16 protein-coding genes are annotated in these 16,556 nt (G+C 67.3%); 7 read left to right on the top strand and 9 right to left on the bottom strand.

Annotated elements, in window-relative coordinates:
* Positions 1-6: 6 nt before the first annotated feature.
* Positions 7-1,251, bottom strand: coding sequence for an acyltransferase family protein (locus FV560_RS13940; protein WP_200837696.1), 1,245 nt, complete (start codon positions 1,249-1,251; stop codon positions 7-9).
* Between the two features lie 180 nt (positions 1,252-1,431).
* On the opposite strand from FV560_RS13940, the gene FV560_RS13935 reads away from it, so the two are divergent.
* Positions 1,432-2,244, top strand: coding sequence for a polysaccharide deacetylase family protein (locus FV560_RS13935; RefSeq protein ID WP_235020132.1), 813 nt, complete (start codon positions 1,432-1,434; stop codon positions 2,242-2,244).
* Positions 2,245-2,423: 179 nt separating this feature from the next.
* On the opposite strand, the gene FV560_RS13930 is transcribed toward FV560_RS13935, so the two are convergent.
* Both FV560_RS13930 and FV560_RS13925 read right to left on the bottom strand, forming a co-directional pair.
* A complete protein-coding gene (locus tag FV560_RS13930; protein WP_275401906.1) occupies positions 2,424-3,662 on the bottom strand; it encodes an MFS transporter in 1,239 nt (412 codons plus the stop codon).
* A gap of 392 nt (positions 3,663-4,054) precedes the next feature.
* Positions 4,055-5,473, bottom strand: coding sequence for an MFS transporter (locus tag FV560_RS13925; protein ID WP_200837694.1), 1,419 nt, complete (start codon positions 5,471-5,473; stop codon positions 4,055-4,057).
* A 106-nt stretch (positions 5,474-5,579) separates the two neighbouring features.
* On the opposite strand from FV560_RS13925, the gene FV560_RS13920 reads away from it, so the two are divergent.
* Positions 5,580-6,146 (top strand): helix-turn-helix domain-containing protein, encoded by a 567-nt coding sequence (locus FV560_RS13920; protein WP_159622162.1) that lies wholly within the window; start codon positions 5,580-5,582, stop codon positions 6,144-6,146.
* Here the strand turns inward: FV560_RS13920 and FV560_RS13915 are convergent.
* The 4 genes from FV560_RS13915 to FV560_RS13900 are packed head-to-tail and all read right to left on the bottom strand — an operon-like array spanning position 6,136 to position 9,708.
* On the bottom strand, positions 6,136-7,365 hold the full coding sequence (locus FV560_RS13915) for an ABC transporter permease (protein ID WP_159622161.1): 1,230 nt from the start codon (positions 7,363-7,365) through the stop codon (positions 6,136-6,138). The two genes, FV560_RS13920 and FV560_RS13915, sit on opposite strands and share 11 nt — an antisense overlap.
* Complete coding sequence (locus FV560_RS13910; RefSeq protein WP_159622160.1) at positions 7,362-8,051, bottom strand: ABC transporter ATP-binding protein; 690 nt, start codon at positions 8,049-8,051, stop codon at positions 7,362-7,364. The genes FV560_RS13915 and FV560_RS13910 overlap by 4 nt, the downstream gene beginning before the upstream one ends.
* Complete coding sequence (locus FV560_RS13905) at positions 8,048-9,196, bottom strand: efflux RND transporter periplasmic adaptor subunit (RefSeq protein ID WP_159622159.1); 1,149 nt, start codon at positions 9,194-9,196, stop codon at positions 8,048-8,050. Before FV560_RS13905 ends, FV560_RS13910 begins: the two co-directional genes overlap by 4 nt.
* Positions 9,193-9,708 (bottom strand): hypothetical protein, encoded by a 516-nt coding sequence (locus FV560_RS13900; protein WP_159622158.1) that lies wholly within the window; start codon positions 9,706-9,708, stop codon positions 9,193-9,195. Before FV560_RS13900 ends, FV560_RS13905 begins: the two co-directional genes overlap by 4 nt.
* Positions 9,709-9,865: 157 nt before the next feature.
* On the opposite strand from FV560_RS13900, the gene FV560_RS13895 reads away from it, so the two are divergent.
* Together FV560_RS13895 and FV560_RS13890 are read left to right on the top strand one after the other, a co-directional pair.
* Positions 9,866-10,531 (top strand): response regulator transcription factor, encoded by a 666-nt coding sequence (locus FV560_RS13895; RefSeq protein ID WP_159622157.1) that lies wholly within the window; start codon positions 9,866-9,868, stop codon positions 10,529-10,531.
* On the top strand, positions 10,528-11,709 hold the full coding sequence (locus tag FV560_RS13890; protein WP_159622156.1) for a sensor histidine kinase: 1,182 nt from the start codon (positions 10,528-10,530) through the stop codon (positions 11,707-11,709). The genes FV560_RS13895 and FV560_RS13890 overlap by 4 nt, the downstream gene beginning before the upstream one ends.
* 8 nt (positions 11,710-11,717) lie before the next feature.
* Here FV560_RS13890 and FV560_RS13885 read toward each other — a convergent pair whose 3' ends face one another.
* Positions 11,718-12,740 (bottom strand): alpha/beta hydrolase family protein, encoded by a 1,023-nt coding sequence (locus FV560_RS13885; RefSeq protein ID WP_235020131.1) that lies wholly within the window; start codon positions 12,738-12,740, stop codon positions 11,718-11,720.
* Between the two features lie 40 nt (positions 12,741-12,780).
* Between FV560_RS13885 and FV560_RS13880 the strand changes: the two genes are divergently transcribed.
* Both FV560_RS13880 and FV560_RS13875 read left to right on the top strand, forming a co-directional pair.
* A complete protein-coding gene (locus tag FV560_RS13880; protein ID WP_200837692.1) occupies positions 12,781-13,359 on the top strand; it encodes a GNAT family N-acetyltransferase in 579 nt (192 codons plus the stop codon).
* Entirely contained in the window at positions 13,356-14,171 is an 816-nt protein-coding gene (locus FV560_RS13875; protein ID WP_159622154.1) for a PaaX family transcriptional regulator, read from the top strand. Before FV560_RS13880 ends, FV560_RS13875 begins: the two co-directional genes overlap by 4 nt.
* 28 nt (positions 14,172-14,199) lie before the next feature.
* On the opposite strand, the gene FV560_RS13870 is transcribed toward FV560_RS13875, so the two are convergent.
* Positions 14,200-15,123, bottom strand: coding sequence for a LysR family transcriptional regulator (locus FV560_RS13870; protein WP_159622153.1), 924 nt, complete (start codon positions 15,121-15,123; stop codon positions 14,200-14,202).
* A 172-nt stretch (positions 15,124-15,295) separates the two neighbouring features.
* Here FV560_RS13870 and FV560_RS13865 point away from each other — a divergent pair, with 172 nt between their 5' ends.
* The gene (locus tag FV560_RS13865; protein ID WP_159622152.1) at positions 15,296-16,537 is read left to right on the top strand and encodes a Glu/Leu/Phe/Val dehydrogenase dimerization domain-containing protein; all 1,242 of its coding nucleotides are present in this window, start codon (positions 15,296-15,298) and stop codon (positions 16,535-16,537) included.
* Positions 16,538-16,556 lie beyond the last annotated feature (19 nt).

Here is a 16,556-nt window from a genome sequence, read left to right as displayed (position 1 = left end):
CGGTCCTCACAGGTTGCCGATGTCGATCTGGGGCCCCGCCGGCTCCGGCAGGAGCGACCACAATCCCAGCAGCGCAAGGCTGACGAGGACGAAGAGCAGGGCACCGGCGCGGCCTCGCGTCCAGCCCGCCCGGAACCGCAGCGGGTTCTCCACCAGGTGCGTCGATGCCGCGGCCAGCGCCACCGACAGGCCGAGTACCACCACGGTGTGAAGCGTTCCGTCGATGCTCGCACGCTCCGGCGGGAGCAGCACGATTACCGGCCAGTGCCAGAGGTAGAGGCTGTAGGAGATCTGCCCGAGCCAGCGCAGCGGCGGTGCCTCCAGCACTGTGCCGAGCGGACGAGGCGTTCTCCCGGTCCGGGCATGGGCGGCCGCGCACATGCCGATGAGCGCGGCGGCTGCCAGGGCGTGCAGGAACAGCCCACCGGTGAACAGCGTGGTCGAGCTCGTCCCGTCGACGAGGAACCACGGAGTCAGCAGTGCCGCTACCAGCACGGTGAGCACTGCCCCTGCCGCACGGCCCAGCACGCTGAGGAGCGCCGCGAAGCAGCGCTGGAGCGGTGCGGTCGCTGCCGCCGCACCGAGCAGCAACGAGAACGCCCGTGTGTCGGTGCCCGTGTACACACGGGTGGAGTCGGCAGGGTCGTAGAGCAGCACCATCAGGGCGAGGGACGCCGCCGCCAGCACGCCGCACACGCTCAGGACCGCCCACTGCATCGTCCCCTCGGACCGGCGCCGCACGAGCGTCAGCGCCACGATCAGCAGGATCGGCCACACGAGGTAGAACTGCTCCTCGACGGCGACGCTCCACAGGTGAGAGAAGACGCGCGCCTGGCCGAACGCCTCCCAGTAGCCGGCGTCCTGGGCAAGAAGGTGCCAGTTCGCCAGATTCACCTGCACCCAGAAGCCATCGGCGAGCGTGGTCCGTACGAGATCGGTCTCGATCGCAGCTCCCGCGCGTTCCAGTCCCCACACGGTGAGCGTGACGGCGCCCAGCATCGCGGCGAGCGCCGGAAAGAGCCGCCGGAGCCGGCGCGCCCAGAAGCCGGTCAACGAGATGCTCCCGCCACGCATCTCGCGCAGCAGCAGGGAGGTGATGAGGAAGCCGGAGAGGACGAAGAACAGGTCGACCCCCAGGAAGCCTCCCCTGAGATGACCGGTGTGGAAGAGCAGCACCCCGGCAACGGCGATGCCGCGCAGCCCATCGAGCGAGACGATGTGCCCAGTCCGTGGCGGCCTGGACGGTGGCACGACGGACAGGGTAGAGCGCCGGGTTGCTGGACTGGTCGGCTGGGACATACCGGCGACCCTCCCGACTCTGCGTCGGCTCCCGGTCGCCGAAAGGTCGCACGCAGGTCACAGAGGGACGTTGCGACACAGCTGCGACATCGCGGCCACGCGGTTGCACCACCGGATCGGCACCGTCGAGGCATGACCACGACACAGATCTCCAGTTCCTCCCCCCACACACCTCAGGACCGGCGCCGGCCGCATGGTCGCCTGATAGCCGCGGTGACCACAGTGCTGGTGCTGACCTGTGCCACGGTGGCCGCCGCCGTCGGGCCCGAAGCCGTGCGGGCGCTCCGTGACATGGTGACCGGCACTCTCTCTTCCGGGTCCGAGCCGCACCCGATGGGCGCCACCGATCAACAGGCGAGCGATGGTGGCGGGACGGACGAGGTGATCCACCAGGTCAACACCGACGACCGCGTGATCTTCGTGACCATCGACGACGGCCACTACCCCAGCCCGCGGGCACTGGACCTGGTCAGAGAGCACCAGATGCCGGTCTCGCTCTTCCTGAACGCCGAACCGGTGCGCCTGCACGCCTCGTACTTCGAGGAGTACGTGACCCTCGGGAACCGCGTGCACTCGCACACCATGAATCACCCGGACCTGAGGCAACTCACGCCGACCGGTCAGGAGGAGGAGATCTGCGGGATGGTGGAGATGCTTCAGGAAAACTTCGACCCCAGTGCGATCGGCTCCCTCCTACGTGCCCCCTACGGTGCCTCGGATGAGGGCACCACCGAAGCCGCGGCCGCATGCGGCACCACCGCCGTCGTGCACTGGAGCGGTACGGCCGAGGACGGGCACGTCTCGCTCGCGCACGGCGACGAGCTGCTGCCGGGCGACATCATCCTCACCCATTTCACCGACGATCTACCGGCGAACCTCGAGCAGATCCAGCGGATGGCCGACGAGGCCGGCTTCACGATCGCCCGGTTGGAGGACTATCTGTGAGGCTCCTGGAAGTCGGAGAGGGCAGCGGCGCGGAACTCGGAGTGTGTCGGCCGGGCCACCTTGCTCCTCACGCTGCACCAACCCCTGGGCTGAGAACATACCGCGACCGACGATCAGGAACGGCCCGACGCGAGGGCCGGTGGGCCGCACCCGTAGGTCGCCAACCATGGGAATCCGACCTAGCGGTTCTGAGCCTTGACCTCTCGCTTCCGTCTGCCTCCCAGAAGTAGGACCAGGAGTGGGACGACCACAGCGTATGCGAGCCCCGTCAGCAGCAGGGCCGCTCGTTCATCAAGGGAGCCCAAGAGCATGGCACTACCGAAGGCGAGAGCCGAGCCCAGTCGCGCGATGATTGACCACCATGCGTAGAGGCGACCGAGTCGATCGTCCGGCACGAGCGCCGCGACCCTGGCATCCGCGACCACGTCCTCCGGGCCGAAGGCCAGGCCCCACAAGAACCACGCCACTGCAAGCAGCTCCCACGAAGGCGCCGCCACGCTCAGCACCACGAGCAGCCCATAGACGCCATTGGCGATGCTCAACATGACGCGCAAACTGACGCGCTCCCAGGTAGTGATGCCGGCCAGCCACAGCCCGCACAACGCACCAGCACTGTAGGCCGCGATCGCATACCCGTACGAACCCGACGGGGCCCGTTCCAGATGATCCAAGTACGGGACCGCGACCACTGTCGACAAACCAACAAGAAATGAGGCCACAAGGGTCGAGAAGAACGCAAGCTTCAAGTCCCTGGGTGCTCGACGAAGCACTCCCCAGTCCATCCGCCGAACCAAGCTATCGGCAGTCTGTCGTTCCCGATGAACCTGGTGGCGAACGTCCCCGACGAGGATAAGCCAAGCGAGGACAAACATGACAATATTCACCCCGAGGGCAAAATTCATTCCGCCGATACCCACGAATAGGCCACCCAGGGCGGGCCCTACGAGGCTGGACAGCGTCTTTCCTGTCTTGCGGGCCGCTGCCAAGGACTGTAGATCGTGCCTGTAGACGGCGCGCAGACTCGCCTCAGCGGAAGGGTTGTCGAACGCGCCGCTCGCACCAAGCAGAACGCCTACCAGCGCAAATACGGTGACCTCATCAGAAGGAACCAACATTAACGACACGACCAGCACGGCGCGCACCCCATAGGTCACCAGAAGGGTGCGTCTGCGCTCCCATCGATCCGCCACGGCACCACCAGCCACCGCCACCGCCGATGCCAGTAGCAGCCGCCCCAGAAATGTCCCCGCGAGGGCGATCAGATCGTTGCTCACCGCATACACAGCGAGCGGAACCACGATAAACGTAATTCCGTCTGCGAGCTCGGAGCAGAGAAAAGCGCCGAGCAATCTCCGGCTTCTGACGTCACGGAAGGGCTCAACTAGACGTGCACCACGGCTGCGCCCTGAATCACTCACCAACTGACCTTACGACGCCATACTTCCTTGGGCAAGGAGAATAGTTCCCCGCAGAGTCGCCGTCACACTCCACCCCAGAGAGGGATATCCGCATACGGATAACACGCATTTGCCACCCCTCGTTGATTCGGATCTTCAGCCGAGCATGGCTGAGGTCACTTGTCAACGACGTGACTCGAACCCGTAGGCTCGCGCAATCCGACCTCTCGGGTCAACGCACCCGTTCTCCGCCCGTCGCTCCGGCGGCCGACAGCGTTCGTCGACGACCTACTCGCTCTCCTGACAGCTAGTGAGCACACTGCCGCCGAGGTGCGCGAACGCTACTTCCGGTTCATCGTCGAGTCCACTCTCGTCGGCCTCGAGCGCATCGCACGACGTCATGACGGCGGCCCTCACCCCTGAGCTGAGCGCACCGACGTCGCGGGCCGAGCCGTGCGAGAGACCAGGATGAGAATGCCGCCGCACAGCATCACCACCAGCCAGCCGGCGAGCGTGCCGGTGGCAAGATCTTCCGGTGCGGACTGGGCGACCAGGCTGCCGCCGAGCGCGACACCGAGTGCAGTCCCGAGCTGCCTCGCCGTCGACGCCGTCCCCCCGGCCACACCGGCCCGGTCCGGCGGCAGTCCGCTGACCGCGGTATTCGTGATCGGGGCGTTCGCCAGCCCGACACCCACCCCCAGCAGCACATAGCCGACCACCAGCAGCGGGACGTTCAATCCCGGGCCCCAGACCGACAGCGCGATCAGCAGGCACACCCCGGCCGCCACTACCGCGACGCCCGCACCGAGGAGCGGCAGGCGCGGCCCGACGCGGGCGACGAGGCTGCCCGAGATCGGCGCGAAGACGGTGGCGGCCACTGCCATCGGGAGCGTCAGCGCCCCGGCAGCCAGAGCCGATCGGCCGGAGCCCTCCTGCAAGAGAACAGTGGTCACGAGCAGTGTCAGGCTGAACGCCACGAAGATCGCCACTGCACCGAGCACGGCACCGGTGAAGCTCGCCACCCGGAACAGGCTGGGCGCGATCAACGGCTCTCGGCTGCGGGACTCCACCAGGACGAACACGATCGCGACGACCAGCACCAGCACGTAGGCGACGATCACCACGGGCGAGAGCCACCCCAGGCGCGGCCCTTCGATGAGTAGTGCGACGAGCCCTCCCAAAAGGAGCACCAGGAGGAGCTGGCCCGGGATGTCGAGGCGCCGCACCCGCAACCCGCGCGACTCCGGCACCACGGCCGCGACCAGGAGCAGTGCCACGCCCACCACGGGCAGGTTGATCCAGAACACCGCCCGCCAGTCGAATGCCGCGATCAGCGCCCCACCGGTCACCGGACCTGCCGCCATACTCAGACCGAACACCGCACCCCAGACGCCGATCGCCCGGGCACGTTCGGCCGGATCGCGCATGACGTTGACCACGATCGCCAGAGCTACCGGCGACAGCATCGAGGCACCGGCACCCTGTGCGAGGCGGGCGACGATCAGGAAGCCGAGTGAGGGTGCCACCGCGCACGCCAGGGACGCGAGCCCGAAGACCACCAGGCCGGTACGGAACACCCGCCGCCTACCGAACCGGTCCGCCAGCGCACCGGCCGTGATGAGCAGGCTCGCGAAGACAACGGTGTAGGCGTCGATCACCCATGCCATCCGCCCTGGATCCGCGCTGACACCGGCGGCGATCTGTGGCAGCCCGATCGTGACGATCGTCGTGTCAAGCCCGACGAGGAAGAGCGCCAGGGCGCAGACCACCATCACTGTCCATCGTTGCCGCGCGTTCAGCTCGGATGCTTGGTCAACCATGGTCTCGCTCATCCGGATCTCCGCTCTCATGACATGCCACATGCTGTGCCGCCAGTCATCCTGCGGGCAGAACTGGTCGCATGCGGCGGAAGTTTGCAGAATCTGCAAAGATCTCCCCGTGGATGCAGACGTCGCTCAGATCCTCAGCGGTATCGGGCCCCGACTCCGTGAGATTCGCCGGTCACGTGGACTTTCGCTCGAGAACGTCGCCGAGCAGACCAGCACGTCGGTGAGCACACTCTCGCGGCTGGAGACGGGACATCGCCAGCCCACGTTGGAGCTGTTGATCCCCCTGGCTCGCATCTATCGAGTGGCGCTGGACCGGATCGTCGACGCTCCCGGCACCGGTGACCCGCGCGTCCATCTGGAGCCCCGTCGTCAGACCCGTGGCGGAGTGATCGTGCCGCTGACCCGCTACCCCGGCCGGGTCCAGGTGTTCAAGCACGTGCTAGGCCCACGCAAGCCCCAGCTGACTTCCCACGAGGGCCACGCCTGGCTCTACGTTCTCGCGGGCACCCTGAGGCTGGTGCTGGGCGACGACGAGCACGAGCTCACACCGGGCGAGACAGCCGAGTTCGACGCCGCCGTGCCGCACTGGTTCGGCCCGGCCGGGGACACCGCGGTCGAGATCCTGCACATGTTCGGGCCACATGGCGATCGGGCCGTGGCTCGGGTCACGAATTGAGTGCGGCAGTGGGTGGTGTACGTGCAGCGCGGACGGCGGGGTAGAGACCGGCGATCGCTCCGATGAGGAGGGTCGCGCCGACCGCGACGGCGATGGCGGCCGGTGGCAGGGCGAAGGGCCAGCTGTTGATGAGGCCCATCACGCCTGTGGCGGCTGCCCCCAGGAGGCTGCCGAAGATGCCACCGAGCGCGGACAGCAGGAGCGCTTCGGCGAGGAACTGGACGAGGATGTGGTGGCGGGTCGCGCCCAGGGCGCGCCTCAACCCGATCTCACGGCGTCGCTCCAGCACCGAGATGATCATGGTGTTCGCCACCCCGATCCCCCCGACGAGCAGCGCGATCGACCCCAGGCCCAGGAGAAGGCCCGTGTAGGCGTCGTTCGCAGCGCTCTGCGCAGCGAGCGCGTCCGAGGGGCGTGAGACGTCGACCTCGTCCGGTGCCTGCGGGGAGATCGTAGGTGCGAGGAGGGAACGGACGGCTTCAACTGCGTCATCGGCGGAACGTTCATAGATCGTGGTGGGTGAGCCGTCGTAGCCAAACAATTCGTCGGCCACACCAGCACCGACCAGGGCAGCAGTGTCGAGTTCGGGAGTCAGTGCCGAAGGTTCCAGGATGCCGATCACGGTGAAGTACTGCCCGCCGAGCCACACCTGTGTGCCGGGAGTGACCACACCGAGGCGCGCAGCGGCGGTGTCGCCGAGGACGACAGTGGGCAGGCCGGCGGTCGCATCGTTCAACCAGGTCCCCGAGCGAACCTCGGTGGAGGTGACGTTCAGCAGGTCGTGGTCGGCGACCATGGTGGTGATCCCACCAGTGGCCGCCGCGTCCGACAGCGGGCTGCGGTACACGCTCTCCGGCAGTATCGCCGTGCTGCTGGCGGACTCGACCCCCTCGATCAGGGTGACCTTCCCGAGAGCGTCTGGGGGCAGGCTCGTCTGCTCGCCCGTGAAGCTGGTACCAGCGGTCGCGGTGAGAAGGTTCGTACCGAGCTGAGACAGTTGCTCGTTGAGGCGGGCCTGGCTCGATGACGAGGTCCCGACGACGGCGATCATCGCTGCGATGCCTATCGCGATCCCGAGGGCGGACAGGACCGCCCGCGTGGGCCGGGTGCGGAGCCCGGTGGTACCCAGGCGAAGAACGTCGCGCAGGAGTAGCCGCGAGCGTTGCGGCGGACCGCTCGTCGTGGGTGTCGGGCTCGTGGGTGTCGTGAGGGCGTTCATGCGGGGGTCTCCTGGGCGGAGTCGGCGACGATACGCCCGTCCTTGATGGCGATACGACGGGGAAGCCGGGCTGCAAGCTCGCGGTCATGGGTGATGACCACCACGGTGGTGCCCTGGGCGTTCAACTCGTGCAGCAGTTCGACGATCAAAGATCCGGCCGTGCTGTCGAGGTTTCCGGTGGGTTCGTCGGCCAGGAGCAACGGCGGGTTACCTACGACAGCGCGAGCGATCGCGACCCGCTGGCGCTCGCCTCCGGAGAGCTGATGCGGAACGTGGTGCAGGCGGTGGCTCAGCCCCACCCGCTCGAGTGCGATCTCGGCCTGGCGGCGACGTTCGCCGATCGGTGCTCCGGTGTAGAGCAACCCATCGGCGACGTTGTAGAGGGAGGTGACGCCCTCGGCGAGGTGGAACTGCTGGAAGACGAAGCCGATCCGGTGGGCCCGCAGCGCCGACAACGCACGGTCGTCGAGGTCTTCGACATTCAGACCGTCGATATGGGCGCTGCCGGCGGTCGGCCGATCCAAGGTTCCGATGAGGTTGAGCAGGGTGGACTTGCCCGACCCACTCGGCCCGACGATGGCGACGAACTCCCCCCGGTGAATCTGCAAGGAGACTCCCGCGCAGGCCAGGACCGGGGGGTCGCCATACGCGCGCTGGACGTTGTCGAGTGTGATGACGGTGCTCATCGTTGCGGGACCACCACTTCTGTTCCCTCGGTGATGCCGTCGCCGGTGACCTCCACGCGGCCACCGGCGAACAGGCCGGTCTCGACCGGCACCTGACGGGTTGAACCGTCGGCGCCGACCACTTCGACTCCGAACTGATCGGGACTGATCGCCAGGAGCGCGCTGACCGGGACCGAGAGGACGTCTTCACGGGATTCGCTCGGGATCTCGACCGTCACCGAGGCCTCTTGGAACGCCGCCGCGGCGTCCGGGTCTTCGAGGGCGACCACCACCGGAATCACCGTCGTGGCCTGACCGGCCGCGTCTTCGGTCTCGGTCGGCGTCCCGACCGAGACGATCGTCCCGGACGTCTGCTCACCCCCTGGCAGACGTACGACGACGGCCGTGTCCAGGACGGCGAGCTGCTGGTCGGACAGGCTCAGGTCCACCTCGACGATCTGGGTGGTGCCGGAGAGCTGGAACAGTTCAGTCCCCGCAGCGACCTGATCGCCGACAGTGGCGGCGACTGTGCCGATGCGCACATCCCCGTCAGCGAAGACGATGGAACCGAACGGCAGTTCCCCGGTGCGTTCGAGCCCGAGGGATTCCTGCCAGTCCATGATCGCCTCGGTGGTCGCCCACCGGAACTGCTCGTCGGGCTCGTCGGTGAAGAAGCCGAGGTCGCTCAGTGCCTGCTCCAGCTGGTGCACGTCCGTGCCGTCTTCCATCCCGCTGGCGAACCCGCGCCACGCGGGTGTCTCGCCGTGCAGCAGGAATGCCGGTACATCGTCGATCGAGTACAAGGGCTCGCCGGCAGCGACGGTGGACCCCGGGGTGGGCAGCCCGGTCACTGTTCCCGCTTCCCTCGCCTGGACCGTGCGCAAGCCGTCGTATCGCAAGGTTCCGGTCGTGTTGGTGCTCTCTTCCAGATCACCGCCCGCGACGTGCTCGGTCGCGAACTGCTGCTGCGGGGTCTCCTGGCCGGAATCGGCGAACGCGCCGGTGGAGACTACCCAGGCCGCCGCCCCAGCCGCTCCGAGAAGCACGATCCCGGTGACGACGCCGACAACCCGGCGTCGCGAACGCTTCCGCGGTGGACGGGCATCGGCGGAATCGGATGATATGGGTACGGCCCCGGGTCCGTCCCTGTGCTCGAGCGTGGTCATGGCATCTCTCCCACGGCCGCTTCCGCGTCTGCCGCGCACTCGTCGAGCAGTGCCTGTCCGGCGTCCATCGGGATCGTGAGCGTCTCCTCAGGTCCCGGGTCCGGGACATCGAGGCCGTTGTCACGCAGGCACTCGGCCATCGCGAGGTCGAACTCACGTTGCCCGTGCGCCGGTCGAGCGCCCCCTTGGCCCCCGGGTGGCGTGCCGAGCTCGTCCGTGCAGATCTCGGCGGCCTCCATGAACCCATCTCCGGCACCGCCCTCGAGCTGTACGCCGTCTTCCCCCGGGTCCGGCACATCGATTCCCTGTTCGCGCATGCACTCGGCGAACGCGAGGCCATACTCCTCCGCGCTGGAGTACTCCGGCTGGTCGGAACTCTCCGCTGACGGCTGGTCGGAATTCTCCACTGTCGTGTCCGAATCATCGTTGCTGCATCCGGCCAGGCTTACGCCCGCCAGGAGCAGCGCGATCACCGTGGTGGCACGGGTGACGGTTCGGCGTGATTGACGCATCTGCACTCCTTGAGATCGTGGCCGCGGTCTCTCCGACGGCGTGCAATCAGTCGATCAGGAGTGGTGTTCTCAGAACGTTCAGGGTTTCCTTTATGTCCTCGCAACGCCTGCTGTGGTTCGCTGTCGTAGGCAGACGACACGTCAGGAGAGGTATGTGATGCGGGTCTTGATCGCGGAGGACGACCCCTACCTCGCCGACGCCATCCGCACCGGCTTGCGTCGGGAGACGATCGCCGCGGACGTCGTCCATGACGGCATACGAGCGTTGGATGCTGTCATTGACGAGAACTACGACATCGTGGTCCTCGATCGCGACCTGCCCGGTGTGCACGGCGACGAGGTCTGCTCTCGCCTTGCCCGCGAGCATCCCGAGGTCCGCGTGCTCATGCTCACCGCCGCCGGCACCCTGGACGACCGGGTGACCGGGTTCGAGCTCGGTGCCGATGACTACCTGCCCAAGCCGTTCGAGTTCCCCGAACTCGTCGTGCGTCTACGCGCGCTGGAACGCCGTAACCAACCGGCCAGTCCGCCGGTCCTCGACGCACACGGCGTCCGGCTGGATCCGTTCCGCCGCGAGGTCTACCGCAGTGGGCGCCTCATCCGCCTGAGCCCGAAGGAGTTCGCCGTCCTGCACACCCTCATGAAGGCCGACGGCGGAGCCCTCGGGGCGCAGAGCCTGCTCGAGCAGGCCTGGGACGCCAATGCGGATCCATTCAGCAATACGGTCCGCGTCACCGTCTCCAATCTTCGCAAACGCCTCGGCCGGCCCTGGGTCATCGAGACTGTGCCGGGGGCCGGCTACCGGTTCGGCCCCGCCGCATGACCGCGCAGGAACCGCGTTCCGCCTCGCGCAGGCGCAGACTGACGATCCGCGCGCGCCTGTGCGCGAGTTATGCCGGCCTCGTCTCCGTGTGCGGCATCGTGTTCATCGCACTGCTCTATCTCTATATGCGGTACGTACCGAGCTACGACCTGCAGGTACGCCAGGCGCCCGAACTCGATCCGAGCGCGTCCCCCGACGCCGCCTCCGGCCCCACCGAGCCCACCGGATTCGGGACGGCCCAGCCCCTGGAGATCAGGAGCGCCGACGACTTCCTCGAGAACCTCCTGATCGCCTCGGCGATCGCGCTCGGCATCCTCATCGTCCTGGGGGCCGTGCTCGGGTGGGTGATGGCCGGTCGCATCATCGAGCCGATCGCCGCGATCAACACCGCCGCCAACCGCGCTGCCAACGGCGATCTCGACCACCGTATCCACATGGATGGCCCCCGGGACGAGATCCGCGACCTGTCCGAGACCTTCGATCGCATGCTCGCCTCGCTCGAGCACTCATTCCAGGCACAACGACGGTTCGCCGCCAACGCCTCCCACGAGCTGCGCAGCCCGCTGACCACCGTCAAGACCATGATCGACGTCACCCTCGCAGACCCGGACGCTGAGGCCTGCGAGCTCCGTGCGCTGGCCGAACGCATCCGCGACGTCAACCAGTCCCACATCGACACCGTCGAGGCCCTTCTCAACCTCGCCAGCGCAAGCAACGCCCTCCTTGCCCCCGAACCGGTTGACCTCACCCCACTCATCGACGAGGTCATGACAGAACTCGCCGACGAGATCGAGGCCAAGGACCTCACCGTCACGGTCGAGACTGCCGGCGCGAGGACCCTCGGGAACGCGATCCTGCTGCGCCAGGCCATCTCCAACCTGCTGCGCAATGCCGCCCGGCACAACCACGCCGGCGGGACGATCGCGATCGCCACCTCGACCGGCGCCGACCGGACACGCCTCACGATCACCAACACCGGCGCCGTCGTCGACGGCGACACGCTCGATCAGCTCACCGAACCGTTCGCCCGCGGCAACGGCCGCACCGTCACGCGCGGCACCGGCCACGGGCTCGGCCTCGCTATCGTCGCCGCCATCGCCCACGCGCACGAAGGGACGCTGACGCTCGAAGCAAACCCAGGAGGAGGCCTCATCGCACGGCTCGATCTCCCGAGATAACAGGCAGGTCACTGCGCCACGAGGAAGTCCCGGTAGCTGTCAAGCGTCTCGGCGGAGAACAAGGCGCGCGGCCACATGATCGCCGTCACGAAAGCCAGACCGGGCGAGTCGTCCATGGGACGTCTCACCATGGAATGTGCCGCATCGACGTACTCCATGGTCAGCGCCTCCTCGAGCAGTCGCCGATACGTCGTGGCCGTCTCATCGATATCGACGTGACGGTCATGCTCGGCGAGCATGAGCAGAACCGGGATGTCCCTCGCGGCCATGGCAGCAAGACCTGCCTCGGCGTCGGAGGTGTAATTGAGCAGCGCGAACTGCCAACGATCGGCACTCATCGGGTGCGACTCCAGGGTCAGGTCGAGGTAGGTCGCGTAGTCAACTCCGCTACGCAAGAGCTCTCGCACACGATCGCTGACACGGATCGCCTGAGCCCGCTCGCTCGTGCCAGCACCGTCGTGGTCGAGTTCGGCCAGGAGATGGAACCTCCCTTGCCGGAGCCAGTTGATCGCTGGACTCACTGCGACGACCGCATCGATGTCAGTCCGTGCGGCCACGACCTCCGGCAGCACCCAACCGGCCTGACTGGCACCCCACAGCACGATCGTCCCGGTCGGTGCGATCTCGTTCGCCAGCGCCCAGTCGATCACGGCAGAGGCTTCATCGGCTCGATCAGCCATGCTCTGATGTAGCCAGTTCCCAGTCGAGCCACCGACGCCCGGCTTGCTCCAGGACAGGGTGGCGAAGCCAGCATCGGCTGCAGCCTCGAACCAGGGGTTGTACCCACCGTCATGCGTGCTGTCCACGGCACCGTCCCCGTGGATCACGACGACGATTCCGCGGGCCGGAACACGCTCCGGCGTCGTCAGTATGGCGTCCAGGGAAACGTCCGGCAGGTCGATCGTGAGTCGACGTTCTTCATATCGATAATCGTGACCAACCAGAGCGGTGACCAACAGCGCGCACAGCGTGAGGGTCAGCACAACAGCCGTCCGTATCACCATCCGGCGAGCGACTCTCGTTCTGTTCACGTTCGTACGCTACATGATATGAATGATCCGTGGTGATTGTGTGGTCGAACGAGGATTCTCCGAAGCCGAGCGTGACGTTGTCGGGGCGCTCTACTGGGAGGCCTTCGGACCGAAGCTCAGGATCGCCTTCTCCAGCGAGCACGTTGGTGCAGGTGAGGTGACCTCCGCACTGCAGTCGGAGCGAGTCCTCGTGGCCAGATCCGAGCACTCTGTTCTCGGCATGTGCGGCTTCTACGACAGTGCAGCGGGGGCCGTCGATCTGACCTGGAGTGTCCTGCGCCGGCGCCTCGGTGTTCTCGGTGCATCATGGGCCCTGCTCGCACTCGCCCCGCTATCGAGATCACCCTCGCCGGGCACCCTGGTGCTCGACGGGATCTGTGTCGCAGCCACCTCTCGAGGTCGCGGAGTCGGCACGGCCCTGTTGGCCGCTGCAGAGGATCACGCTCGCTCGTCGGGCGCGACGCGGGTGCAACTCTCGGTCATCAGCACCAATCCACGCGCTCGGTCGCTCTACCTGCGACGCGGCTACCAGGTGGTCGGCGAAGACACGCTCGGCCCGTTGCGCCACCTCTACGGCTTCGCGTCATACGCCACCATGCACAAGGAGGTGAGGGCATGAGATCTACCGAACCCGCCATCTCGCCCCGCACGGTCCTCGAGGCACACCTGCCCGCTACGGGCACCGCCGACATGGAACCGATCTACGCGGCAGCACATGCAGTCGGAATCAACGACCACACTCTCCGACTCGCCGTACGACGGATGGTTGCCCAGGGCGACCTTCGACAACATGGCAGAGGACGCGCGGCACAGATAGCACCCACTGCGAGTGGACGTGCCCGTCTCGAGCGGGACCGCGTAGCATTCCGGCTTGCCGTCGCACAGGACCACGGGTACGCCTCGTGGGATGGGAAGTGGCGTCTCACCGCCGTCAGCGCTGCGGAGAGCAACCGCGCGCAACGAGATACTGCACGACGAGCGCTGATTCGAGCGGGCGCCGCAGCACTGTCAACGTCGCTCTACGTGAGCCCCCACTCCCTGGACGGCGTACTCGCGATCTCCACCGACGTCAGCCTGGTTCGAGCAACCGCAACCGATCTGGAGGTCGCGGGCTGCTCGACGCCGGCCGAACTGGCAGAACGCCTGTGGCCAGCAGGACCTATCGAGACTGGTTACCGGGGTGTTGAAGCGACGCTGGAGGAGCTCTCCAGTTCACCGCCGACGAGCTCGACGTCCCTCGTGGCAGCTCAGCTACACCTGGCTGAAGCCATGGAACGAGCGCTACGTCACGATCCGCTTGTCCCTCCAGAACTCCGATCTCCCGAGTGGGAACCGGCGCGTGTGCGCCGACGCTGGTACGCCGTCTGGGCCGAACTCGCCCACTCCCTGGGCGAGGACCGGCTCTACCCAGGCTGGCTCACCCGAGACTGAGACCTGCCGGGACTGGCGGCGTACCCGGTCACGGCGGTGTCGAGCTCGCCGCCAACCCTCGCTCAGCTGCTGCGGCACGCACGGCGTCGATCACGAGCTCCAGGGAGCGCCGGGTGGGAGTAGTGGCCCGGTGGGCGAGTGAGACGGTGCGCAGGACCGGCTCGGTCAACGCAATGATGTCCACGCCGTCAGGAACGACGTCGAGTACGAGGTCCGAGACCAAGGTGACACCCAGACCACCTGCCACCATCGCCAGCGCGGTGGACTGCTCTTCGACCTCGTGTGCGATCCGGGGTTCAAATCCGTTGCGGCGGCAGGCGATCCGCACGGCCCGGCCGAAGTGGGAACGGGGCCCGGCGAGCACCCACGAGGTCTCTGCGAGCGCAGCCAGGGAAATGCTGGTCTCGAGAATTGACCCGGCGGGCACGGCAGCGTGCAGCCGCTCCACCGCGATCACCTCCCGGGCAAGCGCCGGATCCCACGGCATGGCGTAGTCGGAGTAGTCGATGACGAATGAGAAGTCGAGCGAGCCGTCCAGCACGGCTCCGGCGGTGTCCTCGGGAGCCAGTTCCGTGGTACGCACCTCGATACCGGGGTGTTCCTCGGCGAGCCGGGCCAACGCCGTCGGGAGCAAGCCCGAGGCGACCGATGCCCACACCCCTCCTTCGAGCCGCGAGACCACACCGCCCTGAGCGTGTTCGAGCGCCATCTCGGCACGCTCGACCGAATCGAGGATGTCCTCAGCGTGCTCGGTGAGCAACACCCCCAGCTCGGTGAGGCGGATCCGGCGTCCCATCCGCTCGAACAGGGTGGCACCCACCTCGCGCTCCAGCTGAGCGAGCTGCTGAGACACCGCCGACGGGCTGTAGTGCAGGCTTGCTGCCGCACCGGTCACAGTTCCGCGGCGATGGAGCTCGCGCAGCATCCGCAGGCGGCGTAGAGACAGCTCCATATCGGCCAGAGTACGCGCCAGAAGTCAAATCTGAAGCAGAACTGAACGATTCCGTGCATGAACCGTTGCTAGACGTACGGCCGTGCCACCCGCACGCTGGAAGCACCAGGTGAGGGACGCCGTCAGGGCTCTCCTCAGGGACCGAGAAGACGACCAGCAGGAGGTGATCGTGATGACGACTCTCGACACACGGTGGCAGAATCCATCCGCCGACGACGGCCGCGCCGGCCAGTCGCTGACAGGCGTCGAGAACCGAACCGAGCCGTACCGGCGGATCCACTGGACCGACCCGGTCACCGGCGCTCACGGTTACCTCGTCATCCAGACCCTCGTCTCCGGCCTGGCCACCGGCGGTACCCGGATGCGCCCGGGATGCACGCTCTCCGAGGTGGAGGACCTGGCCCGCGGCATGGCCGCCAAGACCGCCGTCTTCGGGCTCCCGGTCGGTGGCGCCAAGGGCGGGATCGACTTCGACCCGCAGGATCCGCGCGCCACCGGTGTGCTGGAGCGCTTCTTCGCTGATATGAAGCCGTGGCTGGACGCCCACTGGGTGACCGCTGAGGACCTCGGCGTGACCCAGCAACGCATCGATGACGCGTTCGCCGCCGTCGGACTCGGCCAGTCGTTCCACGCGGCGATCCAGCGCTCGAGCAACCCGGCGGACACTCTCAATCGGGTGCGCGCCGGGCTGGAGATCATGACCGACGACGGGTGCGTCCTCGGTGACGTGATCGGAGGCTACGGCGTGGCGCAGGCCTGCCTCGGCGTCTTCGAGACGCGTGCATGGATGCAACCCGAGGTCGCGATCCAGGGTGTCGGGACGATGGGCGGAGCTGCTGCGTTCTACCTGCACGAGGCCGGCGTGCACGTGGTGGCGATGGCTGATGCGCTCGGCACGCTGTACGACCCGAACGGGCTCGACGTGCCCGCGCTGCTCGACCTGCGCGACGACTACGGGACCATTGACCGCAGCCGGGTGCCGCGCACCGTCACCCAGTTGCCCCGCGAGGCAGTCCTGGCGGTGGAGGCCGACATCCTCGTTCCTGCTGCCATCTCCTACGCGATCACACCCGCGAACGTCGACGACGTCGCCGCGTCGGTCATCGTCGAGGCCGCGAACACCGGCGTCACCCGGGAGGCGGAGGCCATGCTCGCCCGGCGGGACGTGATGGTGGTCCCGGACATCGTCGCCAACACCGGCGCCGCGGCATGGGCCTGGTGGCTGCTGTTCGGGTGGGTGGGCGCCGACCCGGCCGAGTCCTTCGACCGGCTGCACACCGAGATGCGCACCAAGGTCGCGCGGCTGCTGGAGGAGTCGATGCGTACGGGAGTCTCTCCGCGGGAGACCGCGTGGAGCATCGCTGCGGCCAACCGGGCGGCGATGGACAACATGCCGGACGCCGTCATTCCCTGACCTGAGCACTCCTGACCTG

Origin of the sequence: Ruania rhizosphaerae (assembly GCF_009805705.1) — a bacterium.
GTDB classification, from domain to species: domain Bacteria; phylum Actinomycetota; class Actinomycetes; order Actinomycetales; family Beutenbergiaceae; genus Ruania; species Ruania rhizosphaerae.
This window is presented reverse-complemented; position numbering and strand designations above follow the sequence as displayed.

Bases quoted from the DNA above. Each gene is read 5' to 3' on its own strand.
- FV560_RS13890 (WP_159622156.1), top strand. From the start codon at position 10,528: ATGACCGCGCAGGAACCGCGTTCCGCCTCGCGCAGGCGCAGACTGACG.
- FV560_RS13895 (WP_159622157.1), top strand. From the start codon at position 9,866: ATGCGGGTCTTGATCGCGGAGGACGACCCCTACCTCGCCGACGCCATC.
- FV560_RS13905 (WP_159622159.1), bottom strand. From the start codon at position 9,196: ATGACCACGCTCGAGCACAGGGACGGACCCGGGGCCGTACCCATATCA.
- FV560_RS13865 (WP_159622152.1), top strand. From the start codon at position 15,296: ATGACGACTCTCGACACACGGTGGCAGAATCCATCCGCCGACGACGGC.
- FV560_RS13875 (WP_159622154.1), top strand. From the start codon at position 13,356: ATGAGATCTACCGAACCCGCCATCTCGCCCCGCACGGTCCTCGAGGCA.
- FV560_RS13915 (WP_159622161.1), bottom strand. From the start codon at position 7,365: ATGAACGCCCTCACGACACCCACGAGCCCGACACCCACGACGAGCGGT.
- FV560_RS13870 (WP_159622153.1), bottom strand. From the start codon at position 15,123: ATGGAGCTGTCTCTACGCCGCCTGCGGATGCTGCGCGAGCTCCATCGC.
- FV560_RS13900 (WP_159622158.1), bottom strand. From the start codon at position 9,708: ATGCGTCAATCACGCCGAACCGTCACCCGTGCCACCACGGTGATCGCG.
- FV560_RS13935 (WP_235020132.1), top strand. From the start codon at position 1,432: ATGACCACGACACAGATCTCCAGTTCCTCCCCCCACACACCTCAGGAC.
- FV560_RS13925 (WP_200837694.1), bottom strand. From the start codon at position 5,473: ATGAGCGAGACCATGGTTGACCAAGCATCCGAGCTGAACGCGCGGCAA.
- FV560_RS13910 (WP_159622160.1), bottom strand. From the start codon at position 8,051: ATGAGCACCGTCATCACACTCGACAACGTCCAGCGCGCGTATGGCGAC.